This is a genomic window from Nonomuraea rosea (assembly GCF_039539705.1).
Classification (GTDB): Bacteria; Actinomycetota; Actinomycetes; order Streptosporangiales; family Streptosporangiaceae; genus Nonomuraea; species Nonomuraea rosea.
Genome location: NZ_BAABDQ010000021.1, coordinates 44,028 through 63,310 on the forward strand (window position 1 = coordinate 44,028; position 19,283 = coordinate 63,310).

Here is a 19,283-nt window from a genome sequence, read left to right on the forward strand (position 1 = left end):
TTTCGGTCGCAACGGGAGCTCCATCGGGAGCGCTCCCAAATCTTCCGAGAGAGCTTATGTCCACTAAGTGATCAGACCAATCCCGTACTTTACGGCTGGTCAAAACTCGTGCCGGGGCGCGTGCACAATCCGATACGGCACGGCCACGAGCCGCGATCTTCTTCCCTGTGGCGGACGCTCACTTCGAGATCGCTTGACGGGCAACATTCCATACATACCGGACGCGAAGGAAAGTTTCCATAGATACGAGGAAGAAGAAAATTTCTTCCCAAATCTTCTTGACCTGGGCTGTTGACCCTGGGAAAGCTGTGGCGGGACAGCCAGGTGAAAGGATCCTCATGGTCACTGTCCGCGCGTTCGCGCCCGGCGACGAGCTCTCTCTGGTCGACGCCTGGAACCGCAGCATGCCAGCCGATCCGACCACCGCCGGCTGGTTCCGCGACTGCGTGCTGCTCGACCCGAATTTCGACCCCGAGGGCCTGCGGGTGGCCGTGGTGGACGGGCGGGTGGCAGGTTGCGCGTACGGAGTGCGCCGGCGCACCCCGCTGGCCCCCGGCACGGATCTGGAGCCCGAGACCGGCTGGATCCCGTTCTTCTTCGTCGTCCCCGAGCAGCGCGGCGGCGGGCTGGGGCGGCGGCTGGTGAGCGAGGCGGTGGCGTTCCTGGAAGGACTTGGCCGGACGAAGGTCGATTTCTCGTCTTATACGCCGAACTATGTGCTGCCGGGAGCGGACGCCGAGCTGTATCCGGACGGGCTCCGGCTGCTGGGCGGGCTCGGGTTCAAGACCCTCTACTCGCCGGTGGCCATGGACAGGACGCTCGTCGGCTACGCGACGCCGCAGGACGTGCACGAGCTGCGCGCCGAGCGCGAGCGCGAAGGGTACGTCTTCCGCAGCCCGGGCGACGGCGAGCTGCCCGAGCTGATCCGGTTCGCGGCCGACGTGTTCAACCCCGACTGGGGTGAGGCGGTCCGCCGGCACCGCGACCCCAAACGCATGATTATCGCGAAAAAAGATCACATAGTGGGCTTCGCCCTGTACGCCGCCTACCGAGGCATCCCCGAGCGGTTCGGCCCGTTCGGCGTCGATCCCGGGCAGCGCGGCACCGGCCTGGGCAAGATCCTGCTCCACCTCACCATGACCATGATGCGCGCCGAAGGACTCCACTCCTCCTGGTTCCTCTGGACCGGCGAGACCAGCCCGGCCGGCCACCTCTACACCAAGGCGGGCTACGAGATCACCAGGCGGTTCCAGGTGATGAGGCGATCGGCATGACGCACGTCCTGGCCATCGGCGCGCACGCGGGCGACCTCGACCTGACGGCGGGCGCCGTGCTCGCCCAGCACGTCCTGCGCGGCGACCGCGCGACGCTGCTGCACCTCACGCTCGGCGAGCGCGGCCACCCCCGCATGTCCGTCGCCGGCTACGCGAAGCAGAAGCGCGCGGAGGCCGAGGCGTTCGCCGCCGAGATCGGGGCGGGCGTGCGGTTCCTCGACTACGAGGACGGCCTGCTGCCCGAGGACGAAGAGGTCAAGATGCGGGTCGGCGACCTGATCAGGGAGCTGCGGCCGGACGTCATCCTGACCCATTGGAGCGCGTCCATCCACAAAGATCACGCTCGCACCCATCGGATCGTCGAGGACGCGCGCTTCTACGGCGGGCTGAAGACGCTGGAGCGCGAGTTGCCCGCCTACTGGGCGAGCGAGCTCTACTACGCCGACAACTGGGAGGACGCCGAGGGCTACACGCCCGACGTGTTCGTCGAGCTGAGCGAGGAGGCGTACGAGATCTGGTCGGAGGCGATCACCGGCTACGCGTACGCCCGAGGCGAGACCTACGGCTTCCCGTACGTCGACTACTACCGCGCGCTGACCGTCGTGCGCGGAGCACCAGCCGGATTCGGCCGCGCCCAGGCCTTCGCCGCCCCGAAGGGCTCGCGCGACCTCCGGACGAGGTATTTCGGAAAGGCAGCGCCCCAATGAGCAGGCCCCCCGTCAAACGTACTCTCGCGATTCTCGCGGCTCTGGCCGTCGCCGCCGGCTGTTCCAGCGGTGGCTCCGGTGGCTCAGGCGGGACGGCCGGGAGCGCGCCGCCGCTGGTGATCCACGCCGTGGACGCAGGGACGTTCCAGGAGGACTTCAACCCGTACCACCTCGAAGGCGTGAACTTCGGGACGAGCGGGATGATCCACGAGACCCTCATGTACTTCAACAAGCTCAAGCCCGGCGAGATCACGCCCTGGCTGGCGCTGAAGCATGAGTGGTCGGACAAGGGCAAGTCGGTCACCTTCACCCTGCGCCAGGGCGTGAAGTGGACAGACGGGCAGCCGTTCACGGCCGACGACGTGGCGTTCACGTTCCAGATGCTGAAGGACCACCCGCAGCTCAACAGGAACGCCCTGGAGATCGAGGGCGCGAAGGCGCTCGCACCGGACAAGGTACGCGTCGACTTCAAGAACACCTCGTACGCCAAGCTGTTCAACATCGCCGGCAACTCGCCCATCGTGCCCAAGCACCTGTGGGAGAAGCAGCAGGACCCGGCCACGTTCACCAACCCCAAGCCGGTCGGGACCGGGCCCTACAAGCTGTCGAAGTTCTCCGCCCAGCTCTACGAGATGGAGAAGAACCCGTCCTACTGGCAGCCGGGCAAGCCGGAGGTGCCGGTGCTGCGGTTCCCCGCCTACACGGCCAACGCCCTGCAGACCGCGCTCCAGCAGGGCGAGGTGGACTGGGCGGGCGCGTTCGTGCCGGACATCGAGAAGATCTACGTGCAGGGCAAGCCGGAGCAGAACAAGTTCTACTTCCCGCCCGAGGGCGTGGTGGCGCTGCTGCCGAACCTGACCCACCCGATCCTGTCCAAGCCGGAGGTACGGCAGGCCATCAGCCTGGCCGTCGACCGGGACAAGATCGTCAAGGTGGCCGAGCGCGGCTACACCAAGGTCGCGCACCCCACCGGCGTGCCGATGCCGGGCGGCGAGGCGTACGTGCCGCCCGAGTACCAGGCCGCCGCCTACAAGGTGGACCTGGCTAAGGCCAAGGAGCTGCTCAAGGGCGTCGATCCGGCCAAGCTGAAGTTCACGCTGCTGGTGCCGTCGCCGTTCACCGACTGGGTGAACGCCGCCCAGCTCATCCGCGAGGACCTGGCCAAGGTCGGCATCACGGTCGAGACCAGGGGCGTGGCGTTCCAGGACTGGGTGTCCAAGGTCGGCAAGGGCAACTTCGACCTGTCGATCAGGGCGACCGCGTCCGGGCCGACCCCGTACTTCCAGCTTCGCTCCATGCTGCACGGCAGCCTGTTCAAGCCCGTCGGGGAGGCCGCCACCGGCAACTACCAGCGGTGGAAGGACGCCGAGACCGACCGGCTGATCGACGAGTACGCCGCCACCGAGGACGAGGCCGAGCAGCAGCGGGCCACGCAGGGGCTCGGCAAGATCATGGTGGAGAAGCTGCCGACGCTGCCGCTGTTCTACAGCCCGTCGTGGTCGCAGTTCCGGACGAACAAGTACACCGGCTGGCCCTCCGAGCAGGACCCGTACGCGATGCCGTCGCCGTACACCTCGCCCGACGCCGCCGTGGTGCTGCTGCACCTGAAGCCGGCGGCCAAGTGAGCTTCCTGGCCCGGCGGCTCGGCTTCTACCTGCTCACGGCCTGGGCCGCCATCACGCTCAACTTCCTGATCCCCAGGCTCATGCCGGGGGATCCGGTGGAGCTGCTGGTGGCCCGCATGAAGGGGAACGTCGATCCGGCCGCGATCGACGCGATGCGGCGCGCGTTCGGCATCAGCGACGCGAGCGTGTGGCAGCAATATCTGGATTATCTGGGCAATCTCGCTCAAGGGGAGCTCGGCCGCTCGATCACCTTCTTTCCCACCGAGGTGTCCACGGTCATCGCCGACAGCCTGCCGTGGACGGTCGGGCTCGTCGGCGTGGCCACGCTGATCAGCTACGTGGTGGGCACCTCGCTCGGCGTGCTGGCGGCCTGGAAGCGGGGCACCTGGATGGACGGGGTGCTGCCCGCGGCCACGTTCATGCACGCGGTGCCGTACTTCTGGGTGGCGCTGGCGCTGGTGTTCGTCTTCGGGGTGACGCTGCAGTGGTTCCCGGTGTCGAGGGCGTACGGGCTGGACGTCATGCCCGGCTTGACCGGGGAGTTCGCCGGCAGCGTGGTCTACCACGCGGCGCTGCCCGCGGTGACGATCGTGATCGCGTCCATGGCCGACCGCATCCTCGGCATGCGCAACGTCATGGTGACCACGCTCGGCGAGGACTACGTGGTGATGGCCGAGGCCAAGGGGCTGACCAGCCGCCGCGTCATGTGGGCGTACGCGGCCCGCAACGCGATCCTGCCGAACATCACCAGCTTCGCCCTCTCCCTCGGCTTCGTGGTGGGCGGCTCGGTGCTGACCGAGATCGTCTTCTCGTACCCGGGTATCGGGTCGATGCTTCTGAAAGGGGTCGAGAACGAGGACTTCCCGCTCATGCAGGGCATCTTCCTCGTCATCTCGCTGGCCGTGCTCGTCGCCAACTTCCTGGCCGACCTGGCGTACGTGGTGCTCGACCCGCGCACCAGGCAGGAGTCCGAATGAAGATCAAGATCGGCGCCGGCATCCTCGTCTTCTTCGCGCTGATGGCCCTGCTCGGGCCGTTGCTGATCGGCGCCGACCCGGCCGCGACCAGCGACGACGGGCTCCAGGGCCCGTCGGCGGCGCACTGGCTCGGCACCACGCAGACCGGCCAGGACATCCTCACCCAGATCGTGTACGGCGCCCGCATCTCGATGGGCGTCGGCCTGCTGTCGGCGGTGATCGCCACCGTGTTCGCCGTCCTCGTCGGCCTGGTCGGCGGCTATTTCGGCGGCGCGGTGGACGAGACGCTCTCCGTGCTGACCAACATCTTCCTGGTGCTGCCGGCCCTTCCGCTGATCATCGTGCTGGCCGGCTACCTGCCGCAGCGCGGCGTGGCCTCCGTGGCCGTGGTCATCGCGGTCACCGGCTGGGCCTGGGGTGCCCGCGTGCTGCGCGCCCAGACCCTGTCCGTACGGCGGCGCGACTTCGTCCAGGCGGCGCGGGCCGGCGGTGAGGGGCCGTTCCGCATCGTCTTCTTCGAGATCCTGCCCGTGCTGCTGCCCGTCATCGCCACCAGCTTCCTGGCCACCGTGGTCGGCGCGATCCTGGCCGAGGCGGGGCTGTCGTTCCTGGGCCTGGCCGACCTGTCCACCGTGAGCTGGGGCAGCATGCTCTATTTCGCACAGAACGGTCAGGCGCTGCTCATCGGGGCCTGGTGGTGGTTCATCCCGCCGGGGCTGTGCATCGCGCTCATCGGCACCGGGCTCGCGCTGGTGAACTTCGGCATCGACGAGATCGCCAACCCGCGCCTGCGCACGATCAAGGTTCGGAAGGCCCGCGCATGAACGTTCTGGAGATCCGCGACCTCGGCGTCGACTACCTGTCCGGCTCCGGCGTCGTGCACGCCGTCACCGACGTCTCGCTCGACCTGCGCCGCGGCGAGATCCTCGGCCTGGCGGGGGAGAGCGGCAGCGGCAAGTCCACGCTCGCCAACGCCGTCGCCCGGCTGCTGCGCCCGCCCGCCGCGATCACCTCCGGCTCCGTCGTCTACCGCCGCCAGGACGGCTCGTCGCTCGACCTGCTCGCGCTGAAGCGGGAGGAGCTGCGCAAGTTCCGCTGGAAAGAGCTGGCCGTGGTCTTCCAGAGCGCCATGAACTCGCTCAACCCGGTCAGCCCCGTCGGCGCCCAGATCGACGACGTCCTGCGCATCCACGCGCCCGCCATGTCCCGCAAAGAGCGTACGGAACGGTCGGTTGAGCTGCTGCAACGCGTGGGCATCAGCGCCGACAGGCGGCGCTCGTACCCGCACGAGCTCTCGGGCGGCATGCGGCAGCGCGCGGCCATCGCCATCGCGCTCGCGCTCAACCCCGAGATCATCATCATGGACGAGCCGACGACCGCGCTCGACGTGGTGGTGCAGCGCGACATCCTCCACGAGATCAGGGCACTCAGGGAGGAGTACGGCTTCGCGGTCGTGTTCATCACGCATGATCTGTCGTTGCTCATGGAGATCTCCGACCGGATCGCCATCATGTACGCGGGCCGGGTCGTGGAGACCGGCACCGCCAGGGGCCTGCACAAGGCGCCGCGCCATCCGTACACGCTGGGGCTGCTCCGCTCGTTCCCGCGCCTGCACGGGCCGCGCGAAGAGCTGCTCGGCATCCCCGGCACCCCGCCCGATCTGCGGTCCTTGCCGCCGGGGTGCGCGTTCCATCCGCGTTGCCGGCTGGCTGTGGCGGAATGCTCCTCCGTCCTGCCCGTGCTCACGCCCGGTGCGGACGGCGCGGTGGCCTGCCTGCTGAACGGCGGCAGCGGAGCCGGAGAGGAAGAATCATGATCGTTCTGGAGGGGCGCAACCTCACCAAGCACTTCACCGCCGCCCGCGGGCCCAGGGGCCGGTTCGGCAAGCGGCCGCCGGTCCGGGCCGTGGAGGACGTCTCGATCGCGCTGCGAGCCGGGACGGTGTCGGCGCTCGTCGGGGAGAGCGGCTGCGGCAAGAGCACGGTGGCGCGGCTGCTCGCGCAGGTGTGCCCGGCCACCTCGGGCGAGGTGCTGCTGAGGGGCGAGCCGGTACGCGCGCATCGCGGCGCGGCGTTCAGGGACTACCGGCGGCAGGTGCAGCTCATCTTCCAGGACCCGTTCGCGTCGCTGAACCCCTTCCACCGCGTGCGCTACCACCTGGCCAGGCCGCTGCGCATCCACGGACACGTCCGCTCGGACGCGCACGAACAGGAGCTGATCGCCGAGCTGCTCGAACGCGTCAGCCTCACGCCCGTCGAGCAGTTCATGGACAAGCTGCCGCACGAGCTGTCGGGCGGGCAGCGGCAGCGGGTGGCCATCGCGCGGGCCCTGGCGGTGCGGCCGGTCGCGCTGATCGCCGACGAGCCGGTGTCGATGCTGGACGTGTCGATCCGGCTCGGCGTGCTGCGGCTGCTGGAGAAGCTGGCCGACGAGAGCGGGCTGGCGCTGCTGTACATCACGCACGACATCGCCTCGGCCCGCTACTTCGCCGAGGACATCACGGTCATGTACGCGGGGCGGCTGATCGAGAGCGGGCCCAGTGAGGCGCTCACGCAGGAGGCGCGGCATCCGTACACGCGGCTGTTGCTGGACTCGGCACCGGACCCCGACCGGGTGACGCCGCCCGAGGCCACGCGGCACGGCGAGCCGCCCAGCCTGATCGATCCGCCGGGCGGGTGCCGGTTCCATCCGCGGTGCCCGGTGGCGTTGCCGGTGTGCTCCGGCGAGGCGCCCGGGCGTACCGAGCTGGGGGAGGGGCGCTGGACGCACTGCTGGCAGGCGGAATCGGCGCTCACTCCCTGAGGGCGCTCAGGCCTTGGTCGTGTGGGCGTTGCGGGTCAGGTCCCGCCACCAGCGCTCCCGGTGGGTGGCGCGGAGCAGGCGGCTGCGCAGGCGGTGCAGGGCGGCGGCGTTGTGCGTGTTCACCTCCAGCTCCTCGGCTTCGGCCAGGCGGCTCAGCGGGCGTCCGTGGCAGGAGGAGCAGCCGCAGGTCTCCTCCCTGAGCCGCTCGACCGGCACGAACTCCAGCCGGTCCGGCACGAACGCGCTGCGCGCGCCGCCCCGCCGCCAGCCGCCGCGCGCCTCGTGCGGCTCGGGGTACAGGTGGCGCAGCACCTCGCGTACCCCGACCGCGGCCCACTCCGCGCCGTGCGCCAGCGCCGCCACCGCCTCGACCCCGGCTCCGAGCAGCGGCAGCGGCACCGGCCTGTACGGTGGCCTGTCCCCGGCTGCCACAAGCATTTTCGCCGCCCCCGGTCCGGCTCCATCGGTCACCGGCACCGGCCTGTACGGTGGGCCGTCCTCGATGACCAGGGCCGTGCGGACTCCGTAGTCGGTGACCGTTCTGAGCAGGACCGTCCGGTCTTCTGCCACCCAGCGGGCGTGGACGGGAAGGACCGCGATGACGCCTTCCCACTGGAGGGCCTGTTCGAGGATGGTGTGCAGGGCTTCGTGGTCCCCTTTGCCGATATATCCGGAATCGGTGAGTGGGGCCGTCGCGCCCGACTCGACCTGATCCGCGATCCAGTCCGGCGACAGCCGTACCGTGCCGCGTACCCGGGCCGACCCCGCGTACCGGCGGCGGTCGGCGAGAAGCGGCCCGTCGTAGCCGCGCCGCCGCACCATGCGGACCGCGTCGTGCGCGGCCTGGCCGGTGAAGACCAGGCCGGAGCCGGGATGCCCGGCCAGCGCCACCGCGTCGTAGACGTCCCTGGTGCTGACCTGGACCAGCAGGCGCTCGTGCAGGTCCATGGCGTGCTCGATCCGGAGCGGGGTTTCGTCCTACGAGATATCCCCATCAATCCGGGCGAGAAGTCCCTCGGTTCAGTCAGGAGTCCGATACCGCCTGGCCAGTTCGCCCGCCGCGGCGGCCAGCCGGACGCGCAGCTCGGCGGGGGCCAGCACCTCGGCGTCCGTGCCCAGCCTGAGGAACTCGCCGAGCGCGTGCTCGATCGACTCGATCGGCACCGTGACCCGCGTCCAGCCCTCCTCGTCCGGCGGCTGCCTGCTCTCCCTGGCCGCCGTGACCATGCCGGGGGTCATGAGGTCCGCGAGGCGTTCCAGCCCGCGCGGCGACAGCCGGACCACCGCCTCGCCCCATCGCAGCCGGGCCTCGAACTCGGCCAGGTACTCCTGCCAGTACGCCGTCAGGTCGAAGCCGTCCGGCCTGGCGAAGCCCTCGGGCAGCTGGTGCAGGTCGAGGATCTGCGAGACGCGGTAGGTCCGTACGTCCTCGCCGGCCCGCGCGACGAGATACCACCGCCCCGCCTTGATCACCAGCCCGTACGGATCCAGCCGCCGCTCCACCTCCTGGGGCGACTTCCAGCGGCGATACCTGACCTGGATGCGGCGCTCGTTCCAGACGGCGTCGGCCACGGCGGGCAGGAACGTCACGGGCTCCGGATCCCGGTACCAGGTGGGCGCGTCCAGATGGAAGCGCTCCTGGATACGGCCCGCGCGGTCGCGCAGCTCGACGGGGAGCGCGGCCATGAGCTTGAGCTGGGCGGCCGTCACCACCGCGCCCAGCCCCAGCTCGGCTGCCGGGCCCGGCAGCCCGGCCAGGAACAGGGACTCGGCCTCGTCCGTCGTCAGGCCGGTGAGCCTGGTGCGGTAGCCGTCGAGCAGCTGGTAGCCGCCCTTGGGGCCCGCGTCGCCGTACAAGGGGATGCCGGCGGAGTGGAGCGATTCGACGTCGCGGTAGATGGTGCGTACCGAGACCTCCAGCCGCTCGGCCAGATCCTGCGCGGTCATGCGGCCGCGGGTCTGCAGCAGCAGCAGGATCGAAACCAGGCGAGAAGCACGCATATTTGCTGACACTACATGTCAGTGACTCCGGCATACCTTCGTCCCCATGAACGACTTCGACTTCCTCGCAGGTCACTGGAACGTCGCCAACCGCCGGCTCGTGAAGCCGCTGGCCGGCAGTGACGAATGGGACGAGTTCCCCGCCTCTACAGTCGCCACCCGGCATTTCGACGGGGCGGCGAGCTTCGACGAGATCAAGTTCCCGACCAAGGAGTTCAGCGGGCTGACCGTGCGCGTCTACAACCCGGGGACGCGGCAGTGGTCGATCTACTGGGCCAGCAGCGCCAGGGGCGTGCTCGACGTGCCACCCCTGGTGGGCGGGTTCGAGGGGAGCAGGGGCGAGTTCTACGCCGACGACAGCCACGAGGGCACGCCGGTGCGGTGCCGGTTCATCTGGACCGTCTTCGATCAGGACACGGCTCGGTGGGAGCAGGCGTTCTCGGTGGACGAGGAGCGTACCTGGGAGACGAACTGGGTCATGGACCTCACCCGCGCAGGAGCGTGACCGCCGTCCCGGCGCCGAGGGCGTTCGCGGAGGAGGCGTCGGCGGTGCTGCGGATCCACAGGACGATCGCCACGGCCAGGATCGCAATGAGCAGCACCAGTCCGCCGGCCACGATCACCCACCACCAGGCCGAGCGAGGCGGCTTGGTCTCGTAGAGGGGCACGTCGGGGAGCATGTCGGGGGTGTAGGGCAGGCGCTGCGTGTAGGGCGTCTCCGGCGGGCCCTGATCGGGCAGCCCTTGCCCCTGCTCCGGTGGACGCTGCTCCGGCGGGAGCTGGCCAGTTGAGCGCTGATCCGGCGAGCGCCGGTCAGGTGGGCGCTGATCCGGGGGGCGCTGATCGGAGAAGCGCTGATCAGGTAAGTGGTGTCCGGGCGGGCTCTGGCCGGGCAGGCGGCCCTCCTGGGACGGACCGGCGCCCGGCAGGGGATAGCGGTGCCTGATCGTCTGGTTGGAATCCTCGTCCTGGCGGCCGGGCTGCTCTCGGTTCATGATCTCCTCAGACGCTGCTGCTGAGTATCGATGTATGCAACATTGTCACACTCGTGAGGGTTGTCCCGTCCAGGTGGCATGACTTCCGTTCTCGTGACAGGCGGCAGCGGGCGGCTCGGCCGCGCGTTGCTGAAGAAGCTCGTCGAGGCCGGGTTCGAGGTGCGGGCGGCGAGCCGTACCGCGCGGGACCCGGCCGACGGCGTGCGGTGGGTGGTGCTGGATCTGACGACCGGCGAGGGGGTGACGCGGGCCGTGGCCGGGGCGGACGTGATCGTGCACCTGGCCTCGGCGCCGTACAAGGGCCGTTACACGCTCCGGGTCGAGCTCGACGGGACGGCGCGGCTGCTCGCCGCGGCTCGCGAAGCCGGGTCGGGGCTGTTCGTCTACACCTCGATCGTGGGCGCGGATCGGCTGCCGTGGGGGTATTTCCGGACGAAGGTACGGGCTGAGCGGCTCGTCCAGGCGGGCGGGGTGCCGTGGACGATCGTGCGGATCACCCAGTTCCACTCGTTCGTCGAGGAGGTTCTACGGGGAATGGGCAGGATCGGCGTGCTCGTGGCCGACCCTGGGATTCCGGCGCAGCCGGTGGACGTGGCGGACGCGGCCGGGCACCTCGTGTCGCTGGTCCGGCGCGGGCCCGGCGGCCGGATCGAGGAGTACGGCGGGCCCGAGGTGCTCACGATGAGCGAGCTCGTGGACACCTGGCTGCGGGCGCGCGGACTGCGCAGGAGGGTGCTCCGGCTCCGGCTGCCCGGCAGGCTGGGCCGGGCGTTCAGGGCCGGCCACCTCATCACGAAGGCCGAGCCCACCGGCACGATCACCTGGGCCGAGCACCTGCGGCGGTCACAAGCTCACTGAAAGCCGCCCGATCGAGCGGCCGGGGAGCAGCTTCAAGCGAGGGCCGCTCCCAGCGGGGGCGGGTCTCAAGCGAGGGCCAGGCCAAGTGAGGGGTCGGTCCCAGGGAGGGCGGAGCTCAGCCCTGGCCCTCGCCGAAAGGCGGCCGGGGCGGCGGCTGCCAGCCGGGCGGCTGCTGGAACGGCGGCTGCTGCGGCGGCTGGTTCCAGTCCTGCTGAGGGTGCTGCTGCTGCCAGTCCCCAGGAGGCTGCTGCCAGCCCGGCCCCTGCGGCTGGGCGGGCTGCTGCTGGGGCCGCCGGGCGACCACGGCCCAGATCAGCAGGCCCGTGCCGGTCGCGTCGAGGAGCAACGTGATGATGTTCGCGATCGCGAACGTCACTTCGAGGTTGCCTTCGAACAGCATCGGCGCCAGATAGGCGAGCAGCGTGCTGACGATCAGGCGCAGCAACAGCAGGATGCAGCCGAACATTCCGAGGATCGCCGCACGCCCGTGGTCCCGCCGGCGCATCGCCATGACGACGATTCCGGCGAGCAACAGCACTCCCATGATGGAGGCGACGATCAGGTTCACCAAGGAGGATAGAGAGAAAAACCCCGTCATCAGCAAACTCCCGCACGTAAAGAGGCAACGCGTTGACGTTACGGGGATTCGCGCAGCTCTTCCACCGCTCTGCTGATCGAGTTGAGGTCGAGCGGACCCTGGTAACGCACCCCGTTCAGGAAGAGGGTCGGCGTGCCGCGCACGCCGCTGTCCCGCCCGGACGCCTCGTCCAGCGCGACCCTGGAGACGTGGCCCGCCACGTCCGACCAGGGCTCGACGTCCAGCTCGGCGGCATAGTGCTCCAGGTCGGCGTCGGTGAGGAAACGCTGGTTGTCGTAGAGGATGTCGTGCATCTCCCAGAACTTCCCGCGGTCCGCCGCGGCCTCCGACACGATCGCGGCGGGGGCGGCCCGCGGATGCAGGGTGCGCAGCGGGAAGTGCCGGAACACCACCCGCACGTCGCGGTGCTTCTTGCGAAGCTCCTCCAGGATGGGGTGGATCCGGCCGCAGTAGGGGCATTCGAAGTCGCCGTACTCGACGATGGTCACGCGGGCGTTCTCCGGACCCCGTACGTGATCCTCGGGCCCCACCGGCACGGAGAGCAGCTCGGGCAGCTCCTCGGCGGGCTCGGCCTCGGGCGGCGCGCAGACCCCGCCCCGATCCCAGGCCATCCGGAAGATCACCCACCCCATCACGGCGGACAGCAGCGAGCCCGCCAGGATCCCGATCTTGGCCTGGGAGTGGATGGCCGGGTCGTCGAAGGCCAGGTCCACGATGAACAACGCCACCGTGAACCCGATCCCGGACACGGCCGCCCCGCCCAGCAGCTGACCCCAGACCAGGTTCCCCGGCAGGATCCCCCACCCGAACCGCAGCGGCAGCCACGTCCCCAGCGAGATCCCCACGAACTTGCCCAGCAGCAGCCCCAGCCCCACACCCCAGGAGACGGGCGAGGTCAGCGCGGCCCGCAGCGACTCGCCGTCGAGCAGCACGCCGGCGTTGGCCAGGGCGAAGACCGGCACGATGACGTAGCTGCTCCACGGGTGCAGGCGCAGCTGCAGCCGCTCGTTCACGGAGACGGCCCGCTGCACCCGCCGCGTGGCCTCCCGGGCGGCCTGCGCGCTCGGCTCGCTGGTGAACTCCTGCACCGCCTCCCCGGCCAGCAGCAGCTTCTGGTCGGTGGGGGCGTAGACGAAGACGAGGATGCCCAGGGCGATGCCGATGAGCGTCGGATGGATCCCGCTCTCCAGCGTGGCCACCCAGAGCGCGAACCCCAGCACGATGTACGCCGGCGCCCGCCAGATCTTCGCCCACCGCAACGTCACGATGGCGGCCAGCAGCAGCGCGGCGATGACGAGCGCGGGCACGGAGAGGCTGGCGGTGTAGAAGATCGCGATGATCATGATGGCCAGCACGTCGTCCACGATCGCCAGCGTCAGCAGGAACGCCCGCAGCGGATCGGGGCACCGGGCCCCCACCACGGCGAGCACACCCAGCACGAACGCGGTGTCGGTGGCGATCGGCACGCCCCACCCGCCCGCGCCGGGCCCGCCGAAGTTGAGCAGCAGGTAGACGCCGGCCGGGACCAGCATCCCGCCGAACGCCGCCACGGCCGGCACCGCGATCAGCCGCCGATCGCGCAGCTGCCCGAGCCGCACCTCGTAGGAGACCTCGAGGCCGATGACGAAGAAGAAGACCGTCATGAGGCCGTCGTTCACCCAGTGGCGCAGGTCCAGGGAGAAGCGGGCGTCGCCGAACGAGATCCCCATGGGGGTGTGCCAGAAGGCCTCGTAGGTGTCACCCCACGGCGAGTTCGCCCACAGCAGGGCCAGGACGGTGGCGATGAGCAGCACGCTGGTGCTGCCGGCCTCGGTCCGGAAAAAGGCGCGCAACATCTCAGATCTCCCCCCGAAGATCTGATCCTAGAACCGCCCCGATCGCCTGCCGCTCGCCGCGTGCCCGCCACGCCGCTCAGCTGCTGAACAGCTGCGCCGCGGCGTCCCAGGCCGGCAGGAACCCGACGATCGCCAGCGTCCAGCTCAGCGCCGGCGCCGAATGCCGGCTCAGCCAGTCGCGCAGCCGCCGCAGCTTCGGAGCTCGCGTTCGGCCAGGCGGCGGACGGCCTGGCCCATCATGCGGCCGTTCATCCGGCGCCACCACGAAGCCGGCACCAGCCGGTTGGCCAGCCGGATCGTACGTCCGGGGACGTGCAGGGCCCGCCGCCTGGCCAGCGCGGCCAGGCCCTCCCGGGCCGCCGCGGCGGCGGGCATCAGCCGGACGGGGAAGGCCGCCCGGTCGAGGCCCAGATGGTCGATGACCGGTGTGTCCACGTTGCCCGGCGCCAGGACGGTCACGTCCACGCCGGTCGCGGCCAGCTCATGGTGCAGCGCCGCGCCGAGACTCTGGACGTACGCCTTGGCGCCGCCGTCGTGCGCCATGTACGGCACTCCCGCGCCGGCCCCGAGCGCCGAGACCAGCACGATCCCGCCCCGTCCGCGCGCGGCGAACCTGCGGCCGAAGGCGTGCACCAGCTCCAGATGCGTCACCGCGTTGAGGGTGAAGCGGCGGTGGAGGTCGGCTAAGGGCTGGTCGAGCAGCTTGCCGGGCTGCCCGGTGCCGGCGTTGGAGATCAGCAGCCCGACGTCCACGTCGGCCGCGGCCTTGATCAGTGCCGCGGCCGACCCGGGCGTGCCGAGGTCGACGGAGACCACGCGGTAGGCGGTCCCGTGCGCGCGCGACAGCTCGGCGCCCAGGGCTTCGAGCCGGTCGGTGGAGCGGGCCGCCAGGACGAGGTCCAGGCCGGCCGCGGCGAGGTGTTCGGCGAAGGCGCGGCCGATGCCGGAGGAGGCGCCGGTGACGACCGCCCATGGTCCATAGGATGAGATTTGAATCATAGTTTAGACTGTAATCTGGATTGTGATCCAACACCAGGCGATAGGCTGCCTCGATGTGAAGACGCCCCCTCCCGATCTCGCCGGACGCCTGTTCGACGTCGGTGAGCAGGTGCTGCGCACCGACCCGCCGCCGCGGCTGGAGGATGTCGCGCTGATGGTGGGCGCGTCGCGAGCGACGCTCTACTACTACTTCTCCGGCCGGGACGATCTGCTGGCGTTCCTGCTGACCACGCACGTCATGCGGGGTGCGGAGGCCATCCGCGGGGCGGCGGAGTCGGAGGGCGGCCCGGAGGCGCGGCTGCGGGCCGCCGTGGACGCGATGATCGGCTACCTCGGGCGCCATCCGGGCATCTGCGCGGGGCTGCTGAGCGCGCTCGGCGCGAGCGGGCGGATGGAGGAGGTCCTGCGGGCCAACGACACCTGGATCGCCGGCCCGGTGCGCGAACTGCTCGCCGAAGGCCGCGCCGCGGGCGTCTTCACGGGCGGCGCCTCGGGAGAGGCAGCGGGGGAGGTCGCGGACGCGGCGAACGCGATCCTGGGCGCGGTCCTGCTCGGCGTCCTGGGCCGATCGGCGTCAGGAGCGGCCGACGACACTTTCCGCCGCCGCCTCACCGACCAGGTGGTCCGCGGCGTTCTGGCCCCTGACACCGTCTGACCGGCCGCCGAGCGTCCCGGGATGCCCGCTGGGGGCGGCACTCGGCGGGCCGCCCCCAGCGGCGAATCTCACAGGTTGCGCAGGTACGCCAGCGACGGCGCGAAGAAGTACTCCCCGCCCTTCATCGTGACCGTTTGGGGCACCTGACCCTGCGGGAGCGATACCTCAGGCTTGCCCCACACCTTGGGGAAGGAGACCTTGATGTCCCGGTCGCCCTGCCCGATCACCGGGTCATGGCCGGTGGCCGGGTTCTCGAAGTCCGCGTTGTTCACCCACTGCTGCTGGGTGAACTCGAACTGCCGCACCAGGCTGCCGTTGAACGCCATGAACAGCAGCCCCACCTCGCCGCTCGGCCGGCTCGCCGGCGGTGAGTCGTCCCAGGGCTCGTCGGTACGCTCCCCGTACGTCTGGCCGCGCCTGGCCATGAGCACGTCACGCCCGAACGAGCGCGGGTTCGTCTTCCTGATGTGCCCGCTGAACGGGCACTTGCTCCCCGTGTCCGCGTCGAAGGTGAAGTCGTTGCTCACCGGCCCGCCACCGGCCGTGCGCTTGCTGGTCAGCGGCGTGCCGTCCTTGAAGCGGCCGACGAGCATGGCGCCCGCCCGGTCGCGGTCGGAGCCCGTCAGGCCGAGGCCGTCCGCCAGCTCCTGCTCGATCTCCTTGAACGCGCGGACGTTCTGCTCCAGCTTCCTGAACACCAGATAGCTGCCGTGGTGCCGGTCCGGGTCCGGCGAGAAGGGGTCGGGTACCAGCACGTTGCTCAGCGGGAACGCCGGGTTCCAGTGCTGCTTCGGCTCCTTGTCCACCTCGTCCCGCACGAACAGCGGCTGGCTGCGGCCGTCCACGTACCCGAAGTGCTCGATCCCGTCGCCTGCGGGGTTGCGCATGCCCTGCCCGGTCTCCTCACCGAGCAGCCGGGCGCTCTCCGGCAGGTCGCCGACGATCTCGTCCCGCAGCGCCGTCACCGTCTCCTGCTCCGCGTCGCCGATCAGGATGACGGCGTGGATCTCCCGCTGGTAGACGCGCTCCCACTGGTCGACCGGCGGGTCGGCGACCTCGGCGATGCGCCGCTTCATCCCGTCGCGGAACACCTTGTCGCCGAACTTGCGCACGTCCTCGACCGAGTGGCCGAGATCGCGATATCCGGCCTTGCTGATGCCGACGCCCACGTACGGCGTGCCCCGGCGGCGGCCGGTGGCGAAGTCGCGCACCTCTTGCAGGTGCTTGCGGGCGGACTTCATCTTCGTGGTCGCGAGCCGGCGCAGGTACGCCCTGCCCTCGGCCATGTCGTTGAACCGGACGAACAGCACGGACAAGTGCTCGCGTACATGAGAGCGCACGATGTTCGGCTGAAGATTGTCGAGCATCGCCTTGGTGTCCGCGTCGAGCGTGGCCGAATCCCAGGCCAGGGGTAGTGCGTTGTTCAGGTCGACAGGCATGTGCCGAATTCCTTCCCCGTTTCGGATGAAACCGGGCCCCCTAACGCGCCGCAGGAGAAACGCTCTCCACGAATCCCCGTATTACCGACGCGCCCCACCTGTACGACTCCCGAGCGAATGTGAAAGTTTCCCAGAATCGGGCCGGTTCGGTTTCCCGATCAGGCGACGGTGAGCGAGGTACGCGCCACGCTGCCGTTGGCGCAGGACACCGTCACGGCGAACGTCCCGGCCCTGGCCGCCTTCAGGCTCGGCGTCCAGATGGCCGCCGGCGTGCCGGGGCGGTTCCTGGCGGGGGTGAAGGCGTTCGAGGCCACCTGCCGCACCTGCGAGCCGCCGCACAGGGCGGTCACCTTCACCTGCTGCCCCACCTTGGCCGTGGCGGGAGAGAGCCCGACGCCCGCGTTGATCCCGGCCGTCCCCGACCCGCCCCCAGGCTGCTGAGTGGCGGTCGGCGTGGCCGTCGGGGTGGGCTTCGGGGTGGCGGTCGGCGTGCCCGTCGGCGACGGCGCGGGGGAGGGGTTGCTCTGGCCGAAGACGACGTCCGAGCAGGAGTAGAACGCCTCGGGGCTGTCCGAGCGCTGCCAGACGGCGTAGATCAGGTGGCGGCCCTGCCTGGCGGGCAGCTTGGCGGCCATCGTGTAGAAGCCGTCGGCCACCACCGGGTTCTGCACCGTGTGGAACGGCTTCGCCTCCAGGTCGGACCACTTCAGCGGCTTGGCCGGGTCGTAGCCGTCCTTAGTGATGTAGAGCTCGAAGGCGCCCTTGTGCGGAGCGGTCGCCCGGTACTTGAACGTATGGGACGCACCGCTCGCCATGGTCGTCGCCGGCCAGTCCGCCCGAGCCTGGTCGAAGCCGCGATACTTGTCCCGGCCCGCGCTGCACAGCTTCCCGTCCGGGATGATCTCGCGGTGCCGACCGGCCGCGTCGGCGATGTTGACCTCGTTCCAGTCGTAGAGGGGCTGGGTGCCGCCGATCGCCACGGCCTGCTTGCACGCGGCCGACTTGGGGCTCTCCGGGCCCTCGCTGTAGCAGACCATGGCCCGGCTGGGCGGGTTGCTCATGGTGCCGTGCGCGGAGGCCGTGCCGGGAGCGACGGCGAGCACGAGCAGCGTGGGGGCGGCCAGAGTGGTGGCGACGAACGCCTTGCGGTTGATCTGCATGCAGATCACCTTGGACCACGTGAAAGGCCGAAATATCGCGGTTAAGGCTCCCTTAAGGCTGGCTTAGGCGCCTTTTCAGGGGTACGCCGAATCCACACCTGCACCTGTGCCCCGCCCAGCGCCGAGCGATCCAGCCGCAGCGAGCCACCGGACGACTCGGCCAGCCGCCGCGCGATGTCCAGCCCCAGCCCCGTCGACCCGCTACCGCTGCTGCCCCGCTCCAGCGCCGACTCCGGGTCACGGATGCCCGGCCCGGCGTCGGCGATCAGCACGCCGATCGCGTCCCTGCCCTCGTGCAGCGTGACGGTGAACGCGGTCCCCTCCGCCGTGTGCCGGAACACGTTCCCGAGCAGCGCGTCCACCACCGCCGTCAGCTCACCGGCCGGCACCGGCACCCGTACCGGAAGGGTGGCCCCGACCAGCTCCCACGGCCGCCGCTGATCCTCCGCCAGCGCCGACCAGAACGTCAGCCGCTCGCGCAGCACCTCCGCCGCGTCGCACGACCGCGCCGCCCTGGACGGCCGCCTGGCCGCCGAGATGATCGTGTCCACCTCGCCCTCCAGCCTGGTCAGCGCCTGGCTCGCGGCGCCGGCCGCCGGTCCGATCCGGTCCAGGCTGAGCCGCAGCGCGGTGAGCGGCGTGCGCAGCCGGTGGGAGAGGTCGGCGGCCAGCTCCCGTTCGGCGGCGAGAAGATGCGTGACCCGGTTCGCCATGGAGTTGAACGCGGTCGCCGCCGCCTGGAGCTCGGGCGGCCCCTCGGGATAGACGCGCTCGCTCAGGTCGCCGTCCCCCAGCGCGGTGGCCGCCGTGCCCAGCCGGCGCGCCGCCCGTACGACCCGGGCCCCGAGCCGGTCGCCGACCAGCACGGAGCCGAGCACCAGCACCACGGCCACGCCGGTGAGCACCGCCCACGAGCCGAGCACGCCCTCGTTGAGATCGTCGGCGGGGACGAACACCTCGATCACCGCGCCCCGGCCGCCGTCCAGCGCGACCGGCCGCAGCAGCACGTACCCGCCGGGCAGCTCCACCGTGCTCGCCCTCGTCTGGGCGGCGGCCCCGGCCACCTCGGCGGCCGGGGCGCGGGTGGCGCCCGCCGTCGCACCGCCCTTGACGTGGACGGCCAGCAGGCCGCGTCGCCCTGCCTCCGTACGGGCCATCGCGTGTTCGAGATCGGCGCCCTCGGTGGTCAGCGCCAGCACCGGGACCAGCGCCGACGCCTGGCGCTCCGCGTTGGCCAGCGCCCTGGTCTGCGCGGTCTCCCTGACGATCAGCGCGAGCGGGACGAGGAAGGCCAGCGCGACCATCGAGGTGACCGCGACCATCAGGACGGCCAGCGTCCGCCTCACCGCAGGCCCCCG

Annotated in this window: 19 protein-coding genes; 10 read left to right on the plus strand and 9 right to left on the minus strand. The window is 70.5% G+C overall.

What is annotated here, in order from left to right:
* Window positions 1-338: 338 nt before the first annotated feature.
* From ABEA43_RS38020 to ABEA43_RS38050, 7 genes are read left to right on the plus strand one after another with little or no spacing between them, the layout of a single operon-like run.
* Complete coding sequence (locus tag ABEA43_RS38020) at window positions 339-1,274, plus strand: GNAT family N-acetyltransferase (RefSeq protein WP_345569689.1); 936 nt, start codon at window positions 339-341, stop codon at window positions 1,272-1,274.
* Window positions 1,271-1,981: a PIG-L deacetylase family protein gene (locus ABEA43_RS38025; RefSeq protein ID WP_345569691.1), complete on the plus strand. Its 711-nt coding sequence runs from the start codon at window positions 1,271-1,273 to the stop codon at window positions 1,979-1,981. The genes ABEA43_RS38020 and ABEA43_RS38025 overlap by 4 nt, the downstream gene beginning before the upstream one ends.
* Window positions 1,978-3,606: an ABC transporter substrate-binding protein gene (locus ABEA43_RS38030; protein WP_345569693.1), complete on the plus strand. Its 1,629-nt coding sequence runs from the start codon at window positions 1,978-1,980 to the stop codon at window positions 3,604-3,606. Before ABEA43_RS38025 ends, ABEA43_RS38030 begins: the two co-directional genes overlap by 4 nt.
* A complete protein-coding gene (locus ABEA43_RS38035) occupies window positions 3,603-4,583 on the plus strand; it encodes an ABC transporter permease (RefSeq protein WP_345569695.1) in 981 nt (326 codons plus the stop codon). Before ABEA43_RS38030 ends, ABEA43_RS38035 begins: the two co-directional genes overlap by 4 nt.
* Window positions 4,580-5,407, plus strand: coding sequence for an ABC transporter permease (locus ABEA43_RS38040; RefSeq protein WP_345569697.1), 828 nt, complete (start codon window positions 4,580-4,582; stop codon window positions 5,405-5,407). Before ABEA43_RS38035 ends, ABEA43_RS38040 begins: the two co-directional genes overlap by 4 nt.
* A complete protein-coding gene (locus ABEA43_RS38045; protein WP_345569699.1) occupies window positions 5,404-6,399 on the plus strand; it encodes an ABC transporter ATP-binding protein in 996 nt (331 codons plus the stop codon). Before ABEA43_RS38040 ends, ABEA43_RS38045 begins: the two co-directional genes overlap by 4 nt.
* On the plus strand, window positions 6,396-7,385 hold the full coding sequence (locus tag ABEA43_RS38050) for an ABC transporter ATP-binding protein (RefSeq protein ID WP_345569700.1): 990 nt from the start codon (window positions 6,396-6,398) through the stop codon (window positions 7,383-7,385). The genes ABEA43_RS38045 and ABEA43_RS38050 overlap by 4 nt, the downstream gene beginning before the upstream one ends.
* A gap of 6 nt (window positions 7,386-7,391) precedes the next feature.
* Here the strand turns inward: ABEA43_RS38050 and ABEA43_RS38055 are convergent, their stop codons facing one another.
* Together ABEA43_RS38055 and ABEA43_RS38060 are read right to left on the minus strand one after the other, a co-directional pair.
* Window positions 7,392-8,333 (minus strand): hypothetical protein, encoded by a 942-nt coding sequence (locus tag ABEA43_RS38055; RefSeq protein ID WP_345569701.1) that lies wholly within the window; start codon window positions 8,331-8,333, stop codon window positions 7,392-7,394.
* 72 nt (window positions 8,334-8,405) lie between these two features.
* Complete coding sequence (locus ABEA43_RS38060) at window positions 8,406-9,386, minus strand: helix-turn-helix transcriptional regulator (RefSeq protein ID WP_345569703.1); 981 nt, start codon at window positions 9,384-9,386, stop codon at window positions 8,406-8,408.
* A 46-nt stretch (window positions 9,387-9,432) separates the two neighbouring features.
* Between ABEA43_RS38060 and ABEA43_RS38065 the strand changes: the two genes are divergently transcribed.
* Window positions 9,433-9,891: a hypothetical protein gene (locus tag ABEA43_RS38065; RefSeq protein WP_345569705.1), complete on the plus strand. Its 459-nt coding sequence runs from the start codon at window positions 9,433-9,435 to the stop codon at window positions 9,889-9,891.
* Here the strand turns inward: ABEA43_RS38065 and ABEA43_RS38070 are convergent.
* Entirely contained in the window at window positions 9,872-10,381 is a 510-nt protein-coding gene (locus ABEA43_RS38070) for a hypothetical protein (protein WP_345569706.1), read from the minus strand. The genes ABEA43_RS38065 and ABEA43_RS38070 overlap by 20 nt on opposite strands.
* A 78-nt stretch (window positions 10,382-10,459) precedes the next feature.
* Between ABEA43_RS38070 and ABEA43_RS38075 the strand changes: the two genes are divergently transcribed.
* On the plus strand, window positions 10,460-11,239 hold the full coding sequence (locus ABEA43_RS38075) for an SDR family oxidoreductase (RefSeq protein WP_345569707.1): 780 nt from the start codon (window positions 10,460-10,462) through the stop codon (window positions 11,237-11,239).
* Window positions 11,240-11,354: 115 nt separating this feature from the next.
* Here ABEA43_RS38075 and ABEA43_RS38080 read toward each other — a convergent pair whose 3' ends face one another.
* From ABEA43_RS38080 to ABEA43_RS38090, 3 genes are all read right to left on the minus strand, one after another.
* Window positions 11,355-11,807 (minus strand): hypothetical protein, encoded by a 453-nt coding sequence (locus tag ABEA43_RS38080; RefSeq protein ID WP_345569708.1) that lies wholly within the window; start codon window positions 11,805-11,807, stop codon window positions 11,355-11,357.
* A gap of 68 nt (window positions 11,808-11,875) precedes the next feature.
* Window positions 11,876-13,672 carry a Na+/H+ antiporter NhaA gene (nhaA, locus tag ABEA43_RS38085; protein WP_345569710.1) on the minus strand — a complete coding sequence of 599 codons (1,797 nt, stop codon included), beginning with the start codon at window positions 13,670-13,672 and terminating at the stop codon, window positions 11,876-11,878.
* Window positions 13,673-13,840: 168 nt separating this feature from the next.
* On the minus strand, window positions 13,841-14,671 hold the full coding sequence (locus tag ABEA43_RS38090; RefSeq protein WP_345569712.1) for an SDR family NAD(P)-dependent oxidoreductase: 831 nt from the start codon (window positions 14,669-14,671) through the stop codon (window positions 13,841-13,843).
* Window positions 14,672-14,726: 55 nt separating this feature from the next.
* On the opposite strand from ABEA43_RS38090, the gene ABEA43_RS38095 reads away from it, so the two are divergent.
* The gene (locus ABEA43_RS38095; RefSeq protein ID WP_345569714.1) at window positions 14,727-15,326 is read left to right on the plus strand and encodes a TetR/AcrR family transcriptional regulator; all 600 of its coding nucleotides are present in this window, start codon (window positions 14,727-14,729) and stop codon (window positions 15,324-15,326) included.
* 68 nt (window positions 15,327-15,394) lie between these two features.
* Here the strand turns inward: ABEA43_RS38095 and ABEA43_RS38100 are convergent, their stop codons facing one another.
* From ABEA43_RS38100 to ABEA43_RS38110, 3 genes are all read right to left on the minus strand, one after another.
* Entirely contained in the window at window positions 15,395-16,765 is a 1,371-nt protein-coding gene (locus ABEA43_RS38100; protein WP_345569715.1) for a Dyp-type peroxidase, read from the minus strand.
* Window positions 16,766-16,923: 158 nt separating this feature from the next.
* A complete protein-coding gene (locus ABEA43_RS38105) occupies window positions 16,924-17,925 on the minus strand; it encodes a lytic polysaccharide monooxygenase auxiliary activity family 9 protein (RefSeq protein WP_345569717.1) in 1,002 nt (333 codons plus the stop codon).
* 41 nt (window positions 17,926-17,966) lie between these two features.
* A complete protein-coding gene (locus ABEA43_RS38110; protein ID WP_345569719.1) occupies window positions 17,967-19,271 on the minus strand; it encodes a sensor histidine kinase in 1,305 nt (434 codons plus the stop codon).
* Window positions 19,272-19,283: the final 12 nt, after the last annotated feature.

What these genes read in the sequence shown, in the direction of transcription:
- ABEA43_RS38020 (WP_345569689.1), top strand. Translation starts at nt 339, where the DNA reads ATGGTCACTGTCCGCGCGTTCGCGCCCGGCGACGAGCTCTCTCTGGTC.
- ABEA43_RS38025 (WP_345569691.1), top strand. Translation starts at nt 1,271, where the DNA reads ATGACGCACGTCCTGGCCATCGGCGCGCACGCGGGCGACCTCGACCTG.
- ABEA43_RS38030 (WP_345569693.1), top strand. Translation starts at nt 1,978, where the DNA reads ATGAGCAGGCCCCCCGTCAAACGTACTCTCGCGATTCTCGCGGCTCTG.
- ABEA43_RS38040 (WP_345569697.1), top strand. Translation starts at nt 4,580, where the DNA reads ATGAAGATCAAGATCGGCGCCGGCATCCTCGTCTTCTTCGCGCTGATG.
- ABEA43_RS38045 (WP_345569699.1), top strand. Translation starts at nt 5,404, where the DNA reads ATGAACGTTCTGGAGATCCGCGACCTCGGCGTCGACTACCTGTCCGGC.
- ABEA43_RS38050 (WP_345569700.1), top strand. Translation starts at nt 6,396, where the DNA reads ATGATCGTTCTGGAGGGGCGCAACCTCACCAAGCACTTCACCGCCGCC.
- ABEA43_RS38055 (WP_345569701.1), bottom strand. Translation starts at nt 8,333, where the DNA reads ATGGACCTGCACGAGCGCCTGCTGGTCCAGGTCAGCACCAGGGACGTC.
- ABEA43_RS38060 (WP_345569703.1), bottom strand. Translation starts at nt 9,386, where the DNA reads ATGCGTGCTTCTCGCCTGGTTTCGATCCTGCTGCTGCTGCAGACCCGC.
- ABEA43_RS38065 (WP_345569705.1), top strand. Translation starts at nt 9,433, where the DNA reads ATGAACGACTTCGACTTCCTCGCAGGTCACTGGAACGTCGCCAACCGC.
- ABEA43_RS38070 (WP_345569706.1), bottom strand. Translation starts at nt 10,381, where the DNA reads ATGAACCGAGAGCAGCCCGGCCGCCAGGACGAGGATTCCAACCAGACG.
- ABEA43_RS38075 (WP_345569707.1), top strand. Translation starts at nt 10,460, where the DNA reads ATGACTTCCGTTCTCGTGACAGGCGGCAGCGGGCGGCTCGGCCGCGCG.
- nhaA (WP_345569710.1), bottom strand. Translation starts at nt 13,672, where the DNA reads ATGTTGCGCGCCTTTTTCCGGACCGAGGCCGGCAGCACCAGCGTGCTG.
- ABEA43_RS38090 (WP_345569712.1), bottom strand. Translation starts at nt 14,671, where the DNA reads ATGATTCAAATCTCATCCTATGGACCATGGGCGGTCGTCACCGGCGCC.
- ABEA43_RS38100 (WP_345569715.1), bottom strand. Translation starts at nt 16,765, where the DNA reads ATGCCTGTCGACCTGAACAACGCACTACCCCTGGCCTGGGATTCGGCC.
- ABEA43_RS38105 (WP_345569717.1), bottom strand. Translation starts at nt 17,925, where the DNA reads ATGCAGATCAACCGCAAGGCGTTCGTCGCCACCACTCTGGCCGCCCCC.